The 17,899-nt window shown below is 74.0% G+C and carries 12 protein-coding genes; 8 read left to right on the top strand and 4 right to left on the bottom strand.

All coding sequences use genetic code 11. The features are described 5' to 3' along the window. Positions 1–55 precede the first annotated feature (55 nt). Entirely contained in the window at positions 56–211 is a 156-nt protein-coding gene (locus F593_RS29775) for a hypothetical protein (protein WP_022927754.1), read from the bottom strand. Between the two features lie 148 nt (positions 212–359). Between F593_RS29775 and F593_RS0105495 the strand changes: the two genes are divergently transcribed. The 4 genes from F593_RS0105495 to F593_RS0105475 all read left to right on the top strand — a co-directional run bounded on the left by F593_RS0105495 (position 360) and on the right by F593_RS0105475 (position 5,498). Further along, positions 360–1,181: a hypothetical protein gene (locus F593_RS0105495; RefSeq protein ID WP_157251592.1), complete on the top strand. Its 822-nt coding sequence runs from the start codon at positions 360–362 to the stop codon at positions 1,179–1,181. A gap of 48 nt (positions 1,182–1,229) precedes the next feature. Beyond that, positions 1,230–3,812, top strand: a complete 2,583-nt coding sequence (locus F593_RS0105485) for a DEAD/DEAH box helicase (RefSeq protein WP_022927752.1) — start codon at positions 1,230–1,232, stop codon at positions 3,810–3,812. A 201-nt stretch (positions 3,813–4,013) separates the two neighbouring features. Continuing rightward, complete coding sequence (locus F593_RS27825) at positions 4,014–4,862, top strand: phospholipase A2 (protein ID WP_022927751.1); 849 nt, start codon at positions 4,014–4,016, stop codon at positions 4,860–4,862. Between the two features lie 162 nt (positions 4,863–5,024). Then, on the top strand, positions 5,025–5,498 hold the full coding sequence (locus tag F593_RS0105475; protein ID WP_022927750.1) for a VOC family protein: 474 nt from the start codon (positions 5,025–5,027) through the stop codon (positions 5,496–5,498). Between the two features lie 64 nt (positions 5,499–5,562). Here the strand turns inward: F593_RS0105475 and F593_RS0105470 are convergent, their stop codons facing one another. Next, positions 5,563–14,430 carry a tandem-95 repeat protein gene (locus F593_RS0105470; protein ID WP_084629505.1) on the bottom strand — a complete coding sequence of 2,956 codons (8,868 nt, stop codon included), beginning with the start codon at positions 14,428–14,430 and terminating at the stop codon, positions 5,563–5,565. A 217-nt stretch (positions 14,431–14,647) separates the two neighbouring features. Here F593_RS0105470 and F593_RS0105465 point away from each other — a divergent pair, with 217 nt between their 5' ends. Genes F593_RS0105465 through F593_RS0105450 form a run of 4 tightly spaced genes read left to right on the top strand, consistent with a single transcriptional unit; the run spans position 14,648 to position 16,712 of the window. Next, positions 14,648–15,145 (top strand): phage tail protein, encoded by a 498-nt coding sequence (locus F593_RS0105465; protein ID WP_022927748.1) that lies wholly within the window; start codon positions 14,648–14,650, stop codon positions 15,143–15,145. Positions 15,146–15,148: 3 nt separating this feature from the next. Next, the gene (locus F593_RS0105460; protein ID WP_022927747.1) at positions 15,149–15,664 is read left to right on the top strand and encodes a phage tail protein; all 516 of its coding nucleotides are present in this window, start codon (positions 15,149–15,151) and stop codon (positions 15,662–15,664) included. Continuing rightward, the gene (locus F593_RS0105455) at positions 15,664–16,191 is read left to right on the top strand and encodes a phage tail protein (RefSeq protein ID WP_022927746.1); all 528 of its coding nucleotides are present in this window, start codon (positions 15,664–15,666) and stop codon (positions 16,189–16,191) included. Before F593_RS0105460 ends, F593_RS0105455 begins: the two co-directional genes overlap by 1 nt. After that, positions 16,188–16,712, top strand: coding sequence for a GNAT family N-acetyltransferase (locus F593_RS0105450; RefSeq protein WP_022927745.1), 525 nt, complete (start codon positions 16,188–16,190; stop codon positions 16,710–16,712). Before F593_RS0105455 ends, F593_RS0105450 begins: the two co-directional genes overlap by 4 nt. On the opposite strand, the gene F593_RS0105445 is transcribed toward F593_RS0105450, so the two are convergent. After that, on the bottom strand, positions 16,691–16,993 hold the full coding sequence (locus F593_RS0105445) for a DUF6916 family protein (RefSeq protein WP_022927744.1): 303 nt from the start codon (positions 16,991–16,993) through the stop codon (positions 16,691–16,693). The two genes, F593_RS0105450 and F593_RS0105445, sit on opposite strands and share 22 nt — an antisense overlap. After that, positions 16,990–17,868 (bottom strand): DUF6916 family protein, encoded by an 879-nt coding sequence (locus tag F593_RS22680; RefSeq protein WP_022927743.1) that lies wholly within the window; start codon positions 17,866–17,868, stop codon positions 16,990–16,992. The genes F593_RS0105445 and F593_RS22680 overlap by 4 nt, the downstream gene beginning before the upstream one ends. Positions 17,869–17,899: the final 31 nt, after the last annotated feature.

Raw genomic sequence — 17,899 nt, 5'->3', positions numbered from 1 at the left:
CGGCGCCCTCGTCCTTGCCGGGGACCCCGCCCTCGGCGCCACCGCCGCCTGCGCCCTAGGTGCCGGCGTCGCCGCCGGAGCCGCAGCCCGCGGCGCCGAGGCCGAGCAGCAGCGCGGCGACGAGCACCGACGACCGGCGCATGGAACGGCCGCCGATCGAGGCCGTCGGGGCGGTGTGGGGCCGGCACGGGGACGCAGTACGCGGGGACATGCCCGCACCCTAGGCGGGCGGCCGTGGGCCGGGCGACCGGCTCTCACGCCGCCCTCACGTAGGCGACCCTCCCCCACACCACCCGGAGGCCGACGCCCGCCGGCCCGCGACCGCGAACGGCGGGAACCCCCGGGTGTAGCGTGCACACATGAGCCTCGACCCCGCTCGGCCCGGCCGTCCACGACGGAGCGTGCGGCCCGGGCCGCACGCGGCCGCCGTCGCCGCGCTGACCCTGGCCGTCGCCGCGGCGTGCTGGCCCGCGCCCGCCGACGCCGCCCCGGCGGAGAAGCGGTGCTCCACGGCCGGCCGGACCCTGGCCGTCGTGGGTCCGAAGGCCCGGCCCGAGTCGCGGGTCTGGCGCTCGCGCGGGGTGACGTACGGCTGCACCGTCCTGCCCAGCGGCCGGGCGCGGACGTCGGTCCTCACGCGCGTGCCGACCGGGCTCGTGCGCCTGGACGGCGAGACGGTCGCCTGGACCACCCCGCGGGGCACCGGCGACGCGCGGACGGACCGGGTCTCGCTCTTCGACCTGCGCTGGCCCAGCCGCGAGCTGCGAGCCGTGCCCGCCGTGCCCGCGACGGCGCCGGGGGTGCCGCGCCGGTCCGCACGGGTCGACGCCCTCGCGGTGGCCAGCGGCGGGGACGTCGCCTGGGTCGCGGACGGAACCACGGTGGTCGTGGGCGCCACCCCGGATCCGCAGGCGGAGTTCACCCTGCAGGGAGCGGACGGCACGGGCACGCCCCTGTACCGCGACGGGTCGGTGGCCGTGGCCGCAGTGCATCCCGCCGACCCCGCGGTGGCGGAGCGCCTGCGCACCTCGCTGGCGATCGGCGTCGTCCCCGGCGACCCGGGGGACTCCGACGGGTGTCTCTACGCCTTCGCCAGCGCCTTCCGCTGGGACGCCGGGGCGGGCGTCGTCGAGGCGCGGATGCGCGGGCAGCGCGCGACGTTCGGAGGCGGCTGCTCGTAGCGCGCCGCGGGCCGGCGGGCCGCTGACCGATACCGTCCCCCCGGTCCCATGAAGCTCGTCTCCGCCCTCCCGTCCGACCCGTCCCCCGACGCGCTCTACGAGGCCTTCACCGACTGGGCGGCCCACGAGGGACTGAACCTCTACCCGCACCAGGAGGAGGCCGCGATCGAGCTCTTCTCCGGCAACAACGTCGTGCTCGCCACGCCGACGGGTTCGGGCAAGTCGATGGTCGCGATCGCCGCGCACTTCGCGGCGCTGGCCGAGGGGCGCGTCACGTTCTACACCGCGCCGATCAAGGCGCTCGTCTCCGAGAAGTTCTTCGCCCTCTGCGCGATCTTCGGGGCGGAGAACGTCGGCATGCTGACCGGCGACGCGGCCGTCAACGACGACGCGCCGATCATCTGCTGCACGGCCGAGGTGCTGGCGAACATCGCGCTGCGGCAGGGGGCGAAGGCCGACGTCGGCCAGGTCGTGATGGACGAGTTCCACTACTACGCCGACGGGCAGCGCGGCTGGGCGTGGCAGGTGCCGCTGCTCTCGCTCCCCCAGGCGCAGTTCCTGCTCATGTCGGCCACCCTCGGCGACGTCTCCCGGATCTCGGACGACCTCACCCGCCGCACGGGCCGTGAGACCGCGCTGATCGACCAGGCCGAGCGGCCCGTTCCGCTGCACTACGACTGGTCCGTCGAGCCGCTGCACGAGCTGCTCGAGGAGCAGGTCAAGGCGGACCGGGCGCCGCTCTACGTCGTGCACTTCACGCAGGCCTCGGCGATGGAGCGCGCGCAGTCGCTCATGTCGGCCAAGCTCGTCTCGAAGGCCGAGCGCGAGGCGATCGCCGAGGCGATCGGCGCGTTCCGGTTCACCGCCGGGTTCGGCAAGACGCTCTCCAAGCTCGTGCGCTCGGGCATCGGCGTGCACCACGCCGGCATGCTGCCCCGCTACCGGCGGCTCGTCGAGCAGCTCGCCCAGACCGGGCTGCTCAAGGTCATCTGCGGCACCGACACGCTCGGCGTCGGCATCAACGTGCCGATCCGCACCGTCGTCTTCACCGCGCTGGCCAAGTACGACGGCACGAAGCACCGCCTGCTCAAGGCCCGCGAGTTTCATCAGATCGCCGGCCGCGCCGGCCGCGCAGGGTTCGACACCGCGGGCTACGTCGTCGTGCAGGCCCCGGAGCACGTCATCGACCGCCAGCGCGCGCTGGCGAAGGCCGGCGACGACCCGAAGAAGCGCCGGAAGGTCCAGACGAAGAAGCCGCAGGACGGCGCCGTGCAGTGGACGGAGGAGACGTTCGAGCGGCTGAAGCACGCGACGCCCGAGGCCCTCGTCTCCCGCATGCGGGTGGACCACGCGATGCTGCTCAACGTCGTCAACCAGCCCGCCGACCCCGTCGTGACGATGCGGGCGCTGATGGAGGAGAACCACGAGGACGACGCCGGCCGGATGCGGCTGGCGGAGCAGGCCCAGACCCTCGGCGACGAGCTCGTCGAGGCCGGGGTGCTGCAGTGGATGGACGAGCCCGACGAGCACGGCCGCACGCTGCGCCTGGCGGTCGAGCTGCAGGAGAACTTCGCGCTGAACCAGCCGCTGGCGTCCTTCGCGCTCGTGGCGTTCGAGCTGCTGAACCCCGAGGCCGAGACCTATGCCCTCGACGTCCTCTCCGTCATCGAGGCGATCCTCGACGACCCCTTCCCCGTGCTCATGGCGCAGGCCAACAAGGAGCGCGGCGAGGCGATCGCCGAGATGAAGGCGCAGGGCATCGAGTACGACGAGCGGATGGAGCTGCTCGAGCAGGTCACGTACCCCAAGCCGCTCGGCGAGCCGCTCCTCGACGCGCTGCGGACGTACCGCGAGACCCACCCGTGGGTGCGCGAGAGCGACCTGTCGCCGAAGGCCGTCGTGCGCGACATGTACGAGTGGGGCCGCACGTTCACGGAGTTCGTCGCCCACTACGGCGTGATGCGCTCCGAGGGCCTGCTCCTGCGCTACCTCTCCAACGCCTACCGGGCGCTGCGCCAGACGGTGCCGGAGGCGGTCAAGACGCCCGAGCTCGAGGAGATCATCGAGTGGCTCGGCGAAACGGTGCGGCAGACGGACTCGAGCCTGCTGGACGAGTGGGAGGCCCTGACGGACCCCGAGGCCGTCGACGCCGCCTCGGCCGCGGCCGCCGCCGGCGCGCCGCCGCCCCCGCCGCGGCCCATCACGGGCAACGCGAAGAACTTCGCGGTGATGATCCGCAACGCGATGTTCCTCAAGGTCCGCCTCGCGTCGCGGGACCGGGCCGACGAGCTCGCGTCGCTCGACGCCGCGGCGGCCGCGCTGTCGGACCCGCCGGGCAAGATCGCGATGCGCGCCCCCGCCTGGCGCGACGCGCTCGACGCGTACTGGGACGAGTACGACGAGCTGAACGCCGGCCCGGCCGCCCGCTCCCCCGCGCTGCTCCTGATCGACAAGGACCCGCCGTCGGCGGGCGAGGGACATCGCCGCTGGCGCGTGCGCCAGCTCGTCGACGACCCGGAGGGCAACCACGACTTCCAGTTCGTGGCCGAGGTCGACCTCGACGCCTCGGACGCCGCGGGCGAGCCGGTCATCCGCACGCTGTCCTTCGGGCCGGCGAGCCACACGGACTGAAGGTCGGCCCGGCCCGACAGCCGGGCCGGCGGCGCGGAGGGATCGGTCAGCGCGGAGGGCCGGTCGTCAACACGGCGGCGCGTGGCGTTCTCATGGTCGCCTCACGAGCGCTGAGAAGCTCGTGAGAGCGCCCTCGGCGCGAGGCCACAGCGGTGGAAAGGTCGCGGCGTACCCCGTACCCCCCCACCCGAGCGAGCCGAGATGTCCCCCTCCCCGTCCCCGTCCACCCTCCGTCGCCTGGCCGTCGTCGGCCTGGCCGTCACCGCCGCCGCCACGCTGCCGCCCGCCGCCGCGTCGGCCGCCAGGGTCACCGCCCCCGGGCCGTGGCAGGCTGCGAACCGCTACCTCGTCCAGACGAACCTCGACGGCCGCGCCGCCCCCAAGCTCGAGCCCCGCGCGAAGGTCGACCACGTCAAGCAGGGCCAGTGGGTGCGGATCGAGTGCCAGACCACCGGCGAGGCGGCCTACGGCTCCACGGTCTGGACGCGGGTGCGGGGACTCTACGTGCCCGACGCGCACCTCAAGACCTACACCGACGGGTTCATCCCGGGCGTCCCCCGGTGCGATCAGGCGCCCCCGAAGCCGAAGGGCCCGAGCCGCGCCAAGCTCGCCCGCATCGTCGAGAAGGTCGCCTACGAGCAGGTCTACGGCCCGCGGTACGGGCGGTACTACAACAAGTTCAGGGGCAAGATCATCTGGGACAAGAACGGCTGCAGCGTGCCGAAGGCGATCCTCGAGATCGAGGTCGGCGCCGGCGGGTGGCTGCGCGGCAAGCCCGTGTCGTACTACGCCGGCCTGTTCCAGAAGTCCTGCGACCGTCACGACTTCGGCTACCGCAACTACGGGTCCAACTCCGACGGCCTGAAGCTGGACCCGACGGAGTCCCGCCGGGCGTCCATCGACACGCGCTTCGGCAGCAACATGGACCACCAGTGCGAGGAGATCTTCGACCGCGAGTACGTCGAGGCCCTCCAGCGGGGCCTCTGCTTCAAGGCGGCCGACGCGTTCCAGACCGCGGTCCAGCAGCAGGGCCAGGACCACTTCTTCTAGGCCACCCGGCCCGGCCGGCGCGGGGAGCGCCGGCCCTCCCGGGCGATGACACAGCTCCGGCCCGGAGACGCAGGTTCCCGGCCGGGGTCTGGCGGCCCACCGATGAGTTCCCGTCGGTCCGGCGGTCCTCTCGACGTACGCACCCCTCGAGAGGACCGCACCATGCCCACCATCAGGCCCAACCTCTGGTTCGACCGCGAGTCGGAGGAGGCCGCCGCGTTCTACTGCGGGATCTTCCCCAACTCCCGCGTCACCGCCGTCACGCGCTACGGCCCGAACGCCCCGCGCGAGGAGGGCACCGTCATGACCGTCACGTTCGAGCTCGACGGGATGGCCTTCGTGGCCATCGACGGCGGCCCCGAGTTCCCGCACTCCGAGGCGATCTCGCTCGAGATCCCCTGCCGCGACCAGGACGAGGTCGACCGCTACTGGGCGGCGCTCACCGCCGACGGCGGCAAGGAGGGCCAGTGCGGCTGGCTGACCGACCGCTTCGGCGTCTCGTGGCAGGTGGTACCCGCGGGGTGGGAGGAGCTCCTGAACGACTCCGACCCGGCGCGGGCGCAGCGGGCCATGGCCGCGATGTTCACGATGCGCAAGCTCGACATCGCGGCGCTGGAGACGGCGGCCGACGGCTGAGGGCCACCACGGGCACCGCGGCCGACGGCGGGCGCGTCCGCCGCGTGTCCCCGCCGTCGGCGTCCTACGGTTGCGGGCAGGACGCCGCGGGCCCGAACACGATGCCGGCGACCCGCTGCGTGGCGCTCACGGTGGGCGTGCCGCCCAGGTTGTTGCGGGCCTGCAGGTAGGCGCCGACTGCGCCGGTGTCCGACGGGCCGCCGCCGTAGCCCACGAGGTTCGCGGTGCTGCCCGGGTCACCGGCCATGCGTAGCCGGATGTCGAATCCGCCGTTCAGCGCGGTCCCTGCGACCTTGTTCTTCCGCACCGCGTCGGACGAAGAGCCGATGTCGAGGCACGACGTGCCTACGTCCCCGGCGGCGCTGCCGATCACCGCCCGGATCGCCCCCGTCCCGTCCGGGCCCGTCTCCTCCACCGTGTTGCCGACGACCGTGGCGTTGACCGTCCCGTTGCCGTCGTTCTGGAGCACGTCGATTCCGACGGCCCCGTGCTGCCGGACGTCGTTGCCCTGGATGAGCGCATTGATGATCGAGGCCCCGTGGCCGTTCACGAAGATGCCGTCGCCGGAGTACGAGCCCGAGTTGACCTCACCCGCGGTCCCGATCACGTTGTTCCGCACGGTCGCCCGCACCGTCCGGGAACTCCCCAGGGGCGAGTTGACCAGGATGGCCGAATCGTTCGCCCGCTCGATGTCGTTCCCGGAGACGGTGGCGGTCGTGGCGCCGCTGCCGGACACGTTGACGGTGATCCCGCCGCCGAGCGTCCGCGTGTTGGGCTGGTTGCCGTTGGCGCGGAGCGTGTTGTTCTGGATCGTCACGTTCTGCGTCGCCGAGGTCGAACCGTCCGTGGTGACCTGGACGTGATCGCCGCGGTTGCGGTCGAACGTGACGTTCTGGATCGTCGCGGTCAACGCTCCCGTGCCGTTGCTCTGCAGCCGGATCCCGTCCTCGCCGACGTCGGTCGCATCGTTGAGGCCGACCGTGCCGCCGTCCACCGTCAGGTTCGACAGCGTCGCGGAGTCGTTCGCAACGGCCATGTTGTCGTCCGCGCTGCCGGTCACCGTCGCGCCCGTGAGCGTCGCCACGCCGGCGAGCTCGGTGAAGTCCAGGCCACGCTCCTGGTCCGCGTTGCCGTTGGCGAGGATCTGCGAGCCCGCCGTCAGAGCGAACCCGTTGACCCCGGTGCCCCGGATGCCGTCGTCCTGGCCGTTCTGGACCGTGACGCCCGCCAACCGGACGTCCCTGGCGTTCGTGAGGTCGTAGCCCGCACCCGAGGCGCCCGACACCGTGCCGCCGCTGCCGACGGCCGGCGTCCCGACCGGCGAGCCGGTGACGTTCAGGCCGCCGTCCGTGCCGGTGTCGGCGAGTCGCACGCCGTTCACGGCGCCGGCCGAGTTCAGGGACCGGAACGTGAGGTCCCCCGTGGCGATGTCGGGGCCGTTGACGTCGAGGGCCGTGGCCGCCGTCGCTGCGATCGTGTTCTCCGCGCCGGTCACGCCGACCGTCCCGCCGCCCGAGGCCCGCAGGCCCGTGCCGGACGTCGTGTCGATGTCGAGGCTGCCGCCCGTGAACCGCACGGCCGCGGCGCCGGACAGCGACAGGTCGACGGCGTTCGAGGCCCCGGTGTTGAGGGTCTTCGTCGCCCCGGAGAACAGGACCGTGCCGCCGGAGCTCCCGCTCGAGGCGATGCCGCCGCCGGCGTCCGCCGTGTCGTTGATCGCGCCCGCCAGCGTGACCGTGCCGCCGGTCCGGTTGTGCACCCGGGCGCTGAGGCCCGCGCCGTTGCCGATGGTGCCGGGGTAGGTCACGTCGCCGGACCCGCCGGCCACGGAGACCTCGGCCGTGACGTGCCCGCTGAGGCTGCCGCCGTTGGCGGTGAAGGTCCCGGTCCCGATGTTCGAGAGGCGGATCCCGTTCGCGCCGCCCGTCGACGTCACCTGGTCGAGCGCCACCTTCGGCTGAACCGGCGGCGTTGCGGCGTCGCTGCTCAGGTCGACGGCCGGGCCGGCCGAGGTGACGTCGGCGTCGCCGGACGCGTTCACCGTGACGCCCATCGCGCCGTTGAGCAGGAGCCCGGAACCGGTGGTCGTGAGGTTGAGGTCGTCGAGGACGAGCGAGCCCGTCGTGCTCGTGAGCGAGACGCCCGTCGTGGGCGACGCCTGAACGGTGGTGCTGTCGATCGTCCCGGAGAGCGACGTGTCCGCGACGGTGAGACCGCGGCCGTTGGTGGTGCTCACGCTGACCGTCCCGGCCGAGGCGAAGGCGACCGTGCCCGCGTTCGCGAGCGTGATGCCCTCGCCCGAAGACGTCGCGACCACGGTGGTGTCGGAGACGTTCCACGTGCCGGTGGTGCTCGAAAGCGCCAGGCCGGTCCCACCGGCCCCGGCCGTCAGCTGCAGGTCGGCGAGCGTGCCGCCCGCGTCGCCGTTGCCGGCGATCGCCGCCCCGCCTCCGCCGTCGATGGCCAGGCCGGTGACGGTGTTGCCGTCCTCGACCGCCACCGAGCCGGCGACCGAGGGCCGCTGCGAAGGGGCGCTGTCGTAGAGCACGTCGGCGCCGACCTGCAGGTCCTGCGCCTCGCCGATCAGCCGCTGGCCGTCGAGCAGCGACACGCCGCCGGTCAGGCCGGTGGTGTCGCCCGTGCCACGGAAGACGTAGATCCGATCGTTGGCCGCGTCCGCCGCGGCATCGGCCTCGGCGAGGGTGTCGAACGGGGCGCTCGAGCGGCCCGTGCCGTTCGCCGTCGCCGTGTTCTGGACGTACCAGACGCGCTCGGCGACGGTGACGTTCACCGTGCCGTTGCTGGCGGCGTCGCCATCCGTGGCGCGGTAGGTCAGCGTGTCGGTGCCGGTGTAGCCCGTGGGCGGGACGTAGACGAACGTGCCGTCCGCGTTCCAGCCCACCGTGCCGCCCTGGGAGCTCGTCGCCGACGACGCCGCGGGGTCCACGGTGATCGGGCCGGGGCCGTCGATGTCGGTGTCGTTGGCCACGACGCTCGGCCCGGAGCTCGCCTTGCCGGCCTCGCCGGCCGGCACCGCGACGCCGCGCGCCAGGCGGGTGTTGCCCACAGCGCTGTCGGTGTCGGTGACCGTGGTCGGCGCGTCGTTCACCGCGGTGACCGCGACCGTCGACGTGCTCGTGGCGGTGAGCCCGGGCGTGCCGGAGTCCGTGGCCTCGAAGACCACCGTGCGGCCGTCCTCGGAGGGCGCGTCGGACGTGTTGCGGTAGCGGACGTTGCGCAGTGCGGCCTGGTAGTCGGCCGTGCTGGCGGCGCCGCTCAGGGTCAGCGTGCCGGTCGCGGCGTCGTAGCTGCCCGTGATGCCGCCCGTGTCGGCGAAGCTCAGGACGTCCTCCGCCGGGTTCAGCCCGGTCGTGATCCGGACCCGGGCCCCGCTCATCGTGGCGCTGTCGACGTCGGTGAGCGTCGCCGCCGGCGCGATCGACGTGGCCGGGTCGTTCTCGGTGTAGGCGAGTGCGCCCGGTCCCCCGAGCGTCGGGGCGTCGTTCACGCCCTGCAGGTTCACCGCATGGGTCACGCCGGCGCTGGCGGTCGACGTGTCGTCGCGGGCGATGGTCGTGACGGTGCGAGAACCGGTCGGCGCCTGGCTCGTGTTGCCGAACCGCACCGAGCGCAGGGCGGCCTGGTAGTTCGCGACGCTCGACGTGCCGGAGAGCGTCAGCACGCCCGTGGCCGTGTTGTACGAGCCGGCGATGCCGTTCTGGTTCGTGAACTCGAGGGTGTCGCCCTGGGGGCTGGAGAAGCCGGTCGTGATCGAGACCGTGGCGCCCGAGAGCACCGTGCTGTCGACGTCGGTCACCGTGACCGTGTCGTCCACGAGGACCGGGGAGCCGTCCTCGACGAACGTCGACACGTTGCCCGTGCCGGGCGTGACGACCGGGACGTCGGGCTCCTCAGCCACCGTGACCGTCGTGGTCGCCGCGGCGCTCTCGTCGTCGCCGTCGTCCACCACGAACCCGACGGTGCGCGGCGCCGTGCTGGGCGCTGTCGTGTTCAGGTTGCGGTAGCGGACCGACCGCAGCGCGGCCTGGTAGTTGGCCAGCGTGTCCTTGCCCGTGAGCGTCAGGAGGCCCGTCGAGACGTCGTAGCTGCCGCTGATGGCGCCGGCGTTCGTGAACAGCAGGCGGTCCTCGGCCGGCGCGAAGCCGGCCGTGATGCGGACCGTCGCGCCGTCGAGCTGCGTGTCGTCCGGATCGGTGACGGCCAGGGACGCGTTGAGGACGGTCGCCGGGTCGTCCTCGGTGTAGGCCACGGTGTTGTCGCCGCCCGTCAGGGTCGGGGCGGTGTTGATCGGGTCGATGGTCAGCGTCGTCGACGCGGCCGTGCTCGTGAGCGGGCCGTCGGACACCCGCATGTCGATCCGCCGCGCGGCTGTCGAGGGCTGCGTGGAGGAGTTGCTGTAGGTCACGCGACGCAGCGCCGCCTGGTATTCCGCGGCCGACACCGAGCCGGTCAGCGTCAGCGTGCCGGTGGCGGCGTCATAGGTGCCGGCGATGGTGCTCGTGCCCTGGTCGTAGGCCAGCTCGTCCTCGCCCTGGGCGAAATTCATGCACAGGCAGACGGTCGCCGAGTCCAGCACCGGGCTGTCCGGATCGCTGACCGTCACGGCCGGATCGACCGTCTCCGCGGGTCCGCTCTCGGTGTAGACCGGGCTGCCGCCGCCGGCCGTCGTGACCGGCCGGTCGTTCGTCGGCGTCACCGAGACGCCCTTGGTCGCGTTCGCGCTGGCGGCGTTGGCGGAGTCCGTGACGCGGAACGTGATCAGGCGGTTCGTGGTGTTCGGTGTGTCACTCGGATCCTCGAACGTCACCGAGCGCAGCGTGGCCTGGTAGTTCGCGACGCTCGCGGTCCCGCTCAGGGTCAGGACGCCCGTCAGGGTGTCGTAGACGCCGGTGATCCCGCCGCTGCCGACGAAGGCGAGGCGGCCCTGCGGCGTGGTGAGCTGGCCGGCGTCCAGGGTGACGGTGGCGCCGGAGAGCGTGGCGTGGTCGATGTCGGCGACGGTCAGACCGGGGTCGACGGCGACCGGGTCGTCGTCCTCGACGTAGGCCGAGAGCCCGGCCGTGGTGGTGAGCACCGGGGCGTCGTTGACCGTCTGGATCGCGACCGTCGTCGTCGCGGGGACGCTCGTCCGGTCGCCGTCGTCGACGACGATGCGGACCCCGCGCGACGTCGGCGACGGGTTCGTGCCGTTGACGTTCTCGTAGGTCACCGTGCGCAGCACCGCCTGGTACTGGGCGACGGTGGCCGAGCCCGAGAGGGTGAGGACGCCGGCCGCCGAGGCGTAGCTCGCGGTGATGCCGCTGGCGTCCGTCGAGACCGCCAGGCGGTCCTCGGCGGCGACGAAGCCGGCGTTGACCGTGACGGTCGCGCCCACGAGGTTCGTGTCGTCCACGTCATCGAGCGTCAGGCCCGGATCGACGACGACGGCCGTGCCGCCCTCCGTGAAGGTCGGCGTGCCGCCGCCGGGCGTCGCCGTCGGCGGGTCGTTCGACGGGGTCACCTGCACCGTGGTGACGGTGGCCGTGGAGACGTTGCTCGACGCCGCTCCGTCGTTCACGCGGAACTGGACGGTGCGCACGGCGTCCGACGGGGTCGCCGTGTTCGTGTTGCGGTAGCGCACGCGACGCAGCGCGGCCTGGTACTCCGCCTTCGTCGCGGTACCCGAGAGGGTGAGCGCCCCGGTGGCCGCGTCGTAGGCCCCGGCGATGCCGTCGCCGTCGGTGTACTCGAGGCGGTCCTCGCCGGCGACGAGGCCGGCGGTGATCGTCACGGTGGCGGACTCCAGGGTCGCGGAGTCGACGTCCGTGACCGTCAGGCTCGGGTCGAGGGGGACGCCCGTGACGTTGTCCTCCTCGAACGTGACGGTGTTGCCGCCGCCGCCGAGGACGGGTGCGTCGTTCACCGCGACCACGTCGACGGCGGCGTCGGCGACGTCCGACGTCAGGTCGCCGTCGGTGACGGTGAACCGCACCGCGCGGCGGGCGGTCGACGGGTCGTCGCCCGTCGTGGCGAAGGTCACCGACCGCAGCGCGGCCTGGTAGGCGGCCGTGCTGGCGGTGCCCGTGATCGTGAGCGTGCTCGTCGCCGCGTCGTAGCTCGAGGTCAGCCCGGGCGTCGTGGGCAGGGCGAGCGCGTCGCGGGGTGCGTCGGCGCCGCCCGCGACCCGAACGGTCGCGCCGGCGAGCGTGGCGTCGTCGGCGTCGTCGGCGATCAGGCCGGGATCGACGGCGGCGGGGCCGGTGTCCTCCGTGAACGTGGCGGTGGTGCCGCCGGCGGTGACGGTCGGCGCGTCGTTGACCGCGGCGACGGTGGCCGTCGTCGTGACCGTGTTGCTCACGGCGTCGGCGTCGGCGCCGTCGTTCACCGCGAGGGAGAACGTGCGGGTGGCCGTGGAGGGGTCGCCGCCCTCCACGTTGCGGTACCGCACGCGGCGCAGGGCGTCCCGGTACTGCCCGAGGGTCGCGGAGCCCGTGAGGGTCAGGACGCCCGTGGCGGCGTCGTAGTTGCCGGCGATGCCGTCGGCGTCCGCGTAGGTCAGGCGGTCCTCCGCGGCCACGAGGCCTCCGGTGATGCGCACGGTGGCGGAGGCGAGCGTCGGGCTGTCGACGTCGGCGACGGTGAGGGCGGGCGCGACCGTGACACCCGTGGCGTCGTCCTCGGTGTAGGCGGCCGTGGTGCCGCCGCCGCCCAGGACCGGGGCGTCGTTGACGGTGGCGACGGCGACGGTCCGCACGGCAGGCGTGCTCTGGAGCTCGCCGTCCGTGGCCCGGATCGAGATCTCGCGGGGCGCCGCGGACGGGTTCGCCCCGGAGGTGGCGAAGCGGACGGAGCGGACGGCGGCCTGGTAGTCGGCGACCGTCGCCGTGCCCGTCAGCGCCAGGACGCCGGTGCCGGCGTCGTAGGCACCGGTGATGGTCGCGGTGTCGGCGAACTGCAGCTCGTCCTCGCCGGCCGCGAAGCCGGGGCCGACGGCCAGGGTGGCCCCCTGGAGCTCGTCGTCGTCGACGTCCACGAGCACGACCTGCGGGTCGACGGCGACCCCCGCGCCGCCCTCCGTGAAGGTGGAGGTGCCGGCCCCGGGCGTGATCCGGGGCGCGTCGTTCTCGGGGTCGATCCGCACGGTGACCGTCGCGGGCGCCGAGCCGGCCCGGCCGTCCGAGACGGTGAAGGTGAAGGTGTCCGTCCCGGTCGCGTCGGCGGACGGGGTGTAGACGCGCGTGGCGCCCTCGCCGCTGAGCGTGCCCTTCGTGGGCGTGTCGGCGACGGCGGGGGTCAGCGGGTCGCCGTCGGGGTCGGCGCCCGCGAGCGTGACCGAGACCGCGGTGTCCTCGGTCGTGGCCAGCGTCGTGCCGACGGCCGACGGGGCGCGGTTGACCGGGGCGGGTGGCACGGGCGGGGTCGGCGGGCCGGAGGGCCCCTTCGGCGGCGCGGGCGGGATGCCGCCGTCGACGTCGATGACCGGGCTGGGCGCGCCGTCGATGAGGTCCGTCAGGCTGCCCTCGGCGCAGAGCGCGAAGGAGCGGGCGAGCATCCAAGCGAAGAAGGAGCGCGTGCGCCCCTCGGCCTTGGCCCGCGCCGCCGCGGCGACCTCGTCGGGCCGCGACAGGAAGCACTTCAGGCCCTCGAGCTGCCGGTTGGTGAACTCGAGGTGGCCGCCCGCGTTGTACGCGTTGGGCACCGGGCGGCCCTGGGCGTCGGTGACGTCGGACAGCGCGGTGAAGCTGCCCTCCCCCGCGCCGGACGAGGCGGCGAAGTGGACGAGGTTCGACTCGCCGCGCAGCACGGGCAGGAACGCGCCGGAGTACGGCGCGTCGATCAGCACCTTGAACGTCACGTCGCGGTGCGCGCGCAGCATCGCCCGCACGTCGGTCGCGGTCACGAGCTGCTGTTCGATGCGCCCTCCCGCGCCGCTGCGCGTGCCGACGTTGACGGCCGGCGCGCCGTCGGCGTAGCCCCCGCCGCCGAGGTACAGGAGCACGTCCTTGCAGCCCTGGTTGCGCACGGCGCGGGCGACGAAGCCGGCGGGCGTCGTGCCGCTGAGGTAGCGGTAGCGCGCGGTGCGGAAGCCCGGGTTCTGGCCGGCGAGCCGCTCGAAGACCGTGCCGAGCTCGGCGCGCGTGCGGTCGACCGGCCCGACGTCGTAGAAGTCGCCCAGCGTGTCGCTGACGCGGATGGCGCAGGAGCGCTCGGCCGCGAGCGCGTCGGCGGCGGCCTTGCTGGCGGCAGCGGCGGCCGGGTCCGCCGGCTTGTCCGCGGCCCGCGCGGTGGGCGCAGCGTCGGAGACGGAGCGCAGGGCGCCGACGACGTCGCGCAGCGGCGCGGCGAGCGGGCCGGCGAACGTGTCCGTCCGGACCTTCGCGGTCGGGGCGCTCCCCCGCAGCCGGTAGGCCCGCACGAAGACGCGATGGCGCTTGGCCCGGTAGGCCTCGTAGGACCGCAGGAAGACGGGCAGCCGCCCCGCGATCACGGGCGGCCAGGGCAGGGCACGCGTGACGGTGACCCGCCCGGTGCGCTGCCCGACGAGGACCACCCGTCCGCGGTGTTGGTAGGCCTGGTAGGGGGCCTCGTCGGCGTAGAACAGCCACGCGGCCTCGCTGCCCGTCCGCGTCACGACGGGCGCCGAGGTGACGGTGACCCCGGCGCGCCGGAGCTTGCGTTCCCGGGCCGGCCTGGCGTCGGCGCGGGCGGCGGTCGACGCACCGGCCTGCCCGATCGCGGTCCGTGCCGGCACGGGCCGCGGTTGACGGAAGACGACGACAGGCTTCGTGCCCTTCCGCACGCCGAGCGCCGCGACCGCCTTGCGCGCGGCGGCCGACGAGGAGGTGTCCGCCGAGGCGCCCGCGGGGAGGGCGGCGACGAGTCCCACCACCACGGCGAGGGTGGGGACGACGGGACGGAGCGATCGGGGCATGGTGCGGTGCGCAGGTTCCCGGCGATCTGGGCTCGACCGACGAGTCCGGCACCGCTGCGCGCAGGAGCGTACACCGATACGGAGTACGCCGTTAGCCACCCTGGACGATCGTTGGCTATCTGTTCACCTGCGCAGCGTCCGACCGCGGCCGGACGGGGATCGACCCGCGGAGAATCCGCTCTTGCAGGGCCCGGTTGCACCTGTAAGCTCGCCGCCGATGGCCGAGCCCTTCATGTCCGAGCTGCGGCTCATGAGCTTTAACTTCCCGCCGAAAGGGTGGGCGTTCTGCAACGGGCAGCTGCTCCCCATCAACCAGAACCAGGCGCTGTTCGCCCTGCTCGGGACGACCTACGGCGGGAACGGCCAGACGAACTTCGCGCTGCCGAACCTGCAGGGGCGTGCGCCGATCCACGTCGACGCGACGTCGGGGACCGTTCTCGGGGCGCGCTTCGGCGAGGCCGCGCACACCATCACCATGTCGGAGCTGCCGAGCCACCAGCACGCGGTGGGCGGAACGTCCGTCACCGGATCGAGCCCGACGCCGTCCGTCCTGGCGGCCGCCAACAACGTCTACGCCCCGCCGAGCGACCTGACGTCCCTCGCGCCCGCCACGGTCTCGAACGTCGGCGGCAGCCAGCCGCACAACAACATGTCCCCGTACCTGACGTTGAACTGGTGCATCGCGCTCCAGGGCATCTTCCCGAGCCAGAACTGACCCATGGCGCAACCGTACGTCGGAGAGATCCGCCTCTTCGCCGGGGACTTCGTGCCCGTCGGCTGGCAGTCGTGCGACGGCAGCCTGCTGCCGATCGCCGAGAACGAGACGCTCTACCAGCTCATCGGCACCACCTACGGGGGCGACGGGCAGTCGAACTTCGGGATGCCGGACCTGCGGGGCCGCGCGGCCGTGCACTTCGGCTCGGCCCCCGAGGGGTCGTACCCGCTCTCCCAGGCCGCGGGCACGGAGCAGGAGACGCTGAGCGCGCAGCAGATCCCGGTCCACACCCATACGTTCGCCGCCTCGACGGCACCCGGCTCGTTCGGCAGCCCGGAGCACGCGGTCGTCGCGAGCCCGCCGGGCGTGACGATGTTCATCCGCGACTCGCCGGGCACCGCGCTGCCCGCCAACCTCGTGACGCCCACGGGCGAGTCCCAACCCCACTCCAACCTCATGCCGTCGCTCGCGATGACCTACATCATCTCGCTCTTCGGCATCTTCCCCTCACCCACCTGATGGCCGACCCGTTCGTGGCGGAGATCCGCCCCTTCCCGTTCACCTTCGCCCCGAAGGGCTGGGCGTTCTGCGACGGCCAGCTCATGCCGATCTCCCAGAACACCGCGCTCTTCTCGCTGCTCGGCACGGCCTACGGCGGCGACGGCAAGTCGACGTTCGCGCTCCCCAACCTCAAGGGCCGGGCCCCGATCGGGACGGGTCAGGGCAACGGGCTGTCGAACTACACCCTCGGTCAGGAGTCGGGCTCGGCCCAGGTGATCCTGCTCGAGGCCGAGATGCCGCAGCACACCCACGTCCTGCAGGCGTCGAGCGATCCCGCCGAGCTCCAGACCCCCGGACCGGACCGCGCCCTGGCCCGGGCGGCCCCGGGTCGCCCCTACGGCACCGATCCGAACGCGGACCGCGTGTGGATGGCGGCCGGCACGCTGGCGCCCGTGGGGAGCACCGAGGGGCACAACAACATGCCGCCCGTCCTCGCGATCAACTACTGCATCGCCCTGCAGGGCGTCTTCCCACAGCGCCAGTGACCGCCCGCGGCGCCGTGGCGCTGCGGCCCGCGACCGCGGACGACGCGCCGTTCCTGGAGCGCCTCTACGCGAGCACCCGCGACGACCTGCTGGCGCTCCCGCTGCCCGTGCCGGCGCGCACGGCGCTGGTCGCGCAGCAACACCGGGCCCGCACCCAGCAGCACGCCGCCGCGTATCCGGACGCGTCGTCCCAGGTCGTCGAGCTCGACGGCGTCGCGGTGGGGCGACTGGCGGTGGACCACGCCGAGGACGAGCTCCGTGTCGTCGACGTCGCACTGCTGCCCGAGCACCGGGGCCGGGGGATCGGCACGACGATCCTCCGGTCGGTGCTCGCGCGGGCGGACGACCTCGCCGTGCCCGTGACGCTGCAGGTCGCGGCGGGCAACCCGGCGCAACGGCTGTACGGCCGCCTCGGGTTCCGCCCGACCGCCGACGCGCAGCCCGGCGACGGTCCGGCCGCCTACCTCACGCTCCTGCGCCCTCCGCGGGAGGGCGACGGTCAGGCGAAGACGGCCTCGTAGCGCGCGCCGTCGGCGTCCCGGCCGACCGGCACGAGGAAGACCGGCAACTCGCCGAGCTCCGGGTGGGTCAGGAGGTACGTGGCCTGCGGCAGCATCGGGTCGGCGGGCCCGACGAAGAGCAGGGAGAACGGCTCGCGCGGGGCGCCGGTCGTCGCTGCTGCCGCGGGCGTGGCGCTGCGGAGCACGAGCGCGAGCGTCCCGGCGGCACCGACGTCCAACGCGTACGGGGTGCCGACGGTCGCGGCGAAGTCGTCGACGGTCAGGGCGGAGAGGTCGGTCATACGAGCCGGACCCGGCGGCGGATGCGCGTGATGCGGCCCTGGGCGTCGACGAGCGTGAGCACCAGCTCGTGCCGCCCGGAGGTCAGCCTGCCCCGGGACGCCGCGACCCGCACCCGCAGGGGCCGTCCGGGACGGACGGCGAGCGCGCCGCGCCCGACCACCCGACCGCGCGCGAGGAGCAGCGCGTTGACCGTGCGCGTCGTGCCGAGGTCGGTGACGGACAGGTCGAGGGTCGCGGAGCGGTGGCCCGTCGCCCGCCGCGCGGCCAGGCGTCGCACCCGCGGTCGACGGCGGGGCCGGGGCGCCGCAGTACGGGCGACGGGCGTTCCGGCCGCCGTGACGGCCGGGGTCGCCGGCGCGTCGGCGCGCGGCGCGGCGCCCCGCGCATCGGGGACCGAGACCCGCACCGGCGTCCCCTCCTCGTTCACGCCCGCCACGCGCACGGTGCGGTCGACGATCGCCTCGTAGCGCCGGCCGGCGCCCGCGCCGCCCACGGGCACGAGGAACAGCTCGAACGCCCCGAGCTCGGCGTGGCGCAGCGCGTGGGTGCCCTGGGGCAGCCCGGCCGGCCCCGTGAAACGCAGGGCGAACGCGCCGTCGTGCCCGTGCAACGCGGGGAGGACGGTCGCGACGGGCAGGTCGGCGACCTCGACGAGCCGGAGCGCGACGGGCCGGCCCCCGGTGTCGACGGTCACGGCGGGATCGGCGAGCCCGAGCCACGTCGCGCGCTTGAGCTCCGGGCGCAGCGTCGCGGCCTCGGCCACGCCACCGATCGGCGCCAGCCAGAGGGCGGCGACGCCGGCGCCGCCCGCGGCCAGGAGGTGACGACGGCTGAGGCGCGGCGTCTGGTCGTCGTGGTGGAGCGCGTCGTTCATGGCCGACGGGGGATCATGACGTGGCTACCGG

The organism is Patulibacter americanus DSM 16676, from assembly GCF_000420025.1.
GTDB lineage: Bacteria > Actinomycetota > Thermoleophilia > Solirubrobacterales > Solirubrobacteraceae > Patulibacter > Patulibacter americanus.
The sequence above is the reverse complement of the archived record's forward strand: the minus strand, read 5'-3'. Positions and strand labels throughout refer to the sequence as shown.

Bases quoted from the DNA above. Each gene is read 5' to 3' on its own strand.
- F593_RS0105445 (WP_022927744.1), bottom strand. From the start codon at position 16,993: ATGACCGACCTCTCCGCCCTGACCGTCGACGACTTCGCCGCGACCGTC.
- F593_RS0105475 (WP_022927750.1), top strand. From the start codon at position 5,025: ATGCCCACCATCAGGCCCAACCTCTGGTTCGACCGCGAGTCGGAGGAG.
- F593_RS0105485 (WP_022927752.1), top strand. From the start codon at position 1,230: ATGAAGCTCGTCTCCGCCCTCCCGTCCGACCCGTCCCCCGACGCGCTC.
- F593_RS29775 (WP_022927754.1), bottom strand. From the start codon at position 211: ATGTCCCCGCGTACTGCGTCCCCGTGCCGGCCCCACACCGCCCCGACG.
- F593_RS0105465 (WP_022927748.1), top strand. From the start codon at position 14,648: ATGGCCGAGCCCTTCATGTCCGAGCTGCGGCTCATGAGCTTTAACTTC.
- F593_RS0105460 (WP_022927747.1), top strand. From the start codon at position 15,149: ATGGCGCAACCGTACGTCGGAGAGATCCGCCTCTTCGCCGGGGACTTC.
- F593_RS0105495 (WP_157251592.1), top strand. From the start codon at position 360: ATGAGCCTCGACCCCGCTCGGCCCGGCCGTCCACGACGGAGCGTGCGG.
- F593_RS0105455 (WP_022927746.1), top strand. From the start codon at position 15,664: ATGGCCGACCCGTTCGTGGCGGAGATCCGCCCCTTCCCGTTCACCTTC.
- F593_RS27825 (WP_022927751.1), top strand. From the start codon at position 4,014: ATGTCCCCCTCCCCGTCCCCGTCCACCCTCCGTCGCCTGGCCGTCGTC.
- F593_RS0105470 (WP_084629505.1), bottom strand. From the start codon at position 14,430: ATGCCCCGATCGCTCCGTCCCGTCGTCCCCACCCTCGCCGTGGTGGTG.
- F593_RS22680 (WP_022927743.1), bottom strand. From the start codon at position 17,868: ATGAACGACGCGCTCCACCACGACGACCAGACGCCGCGCCTCAGCCGT.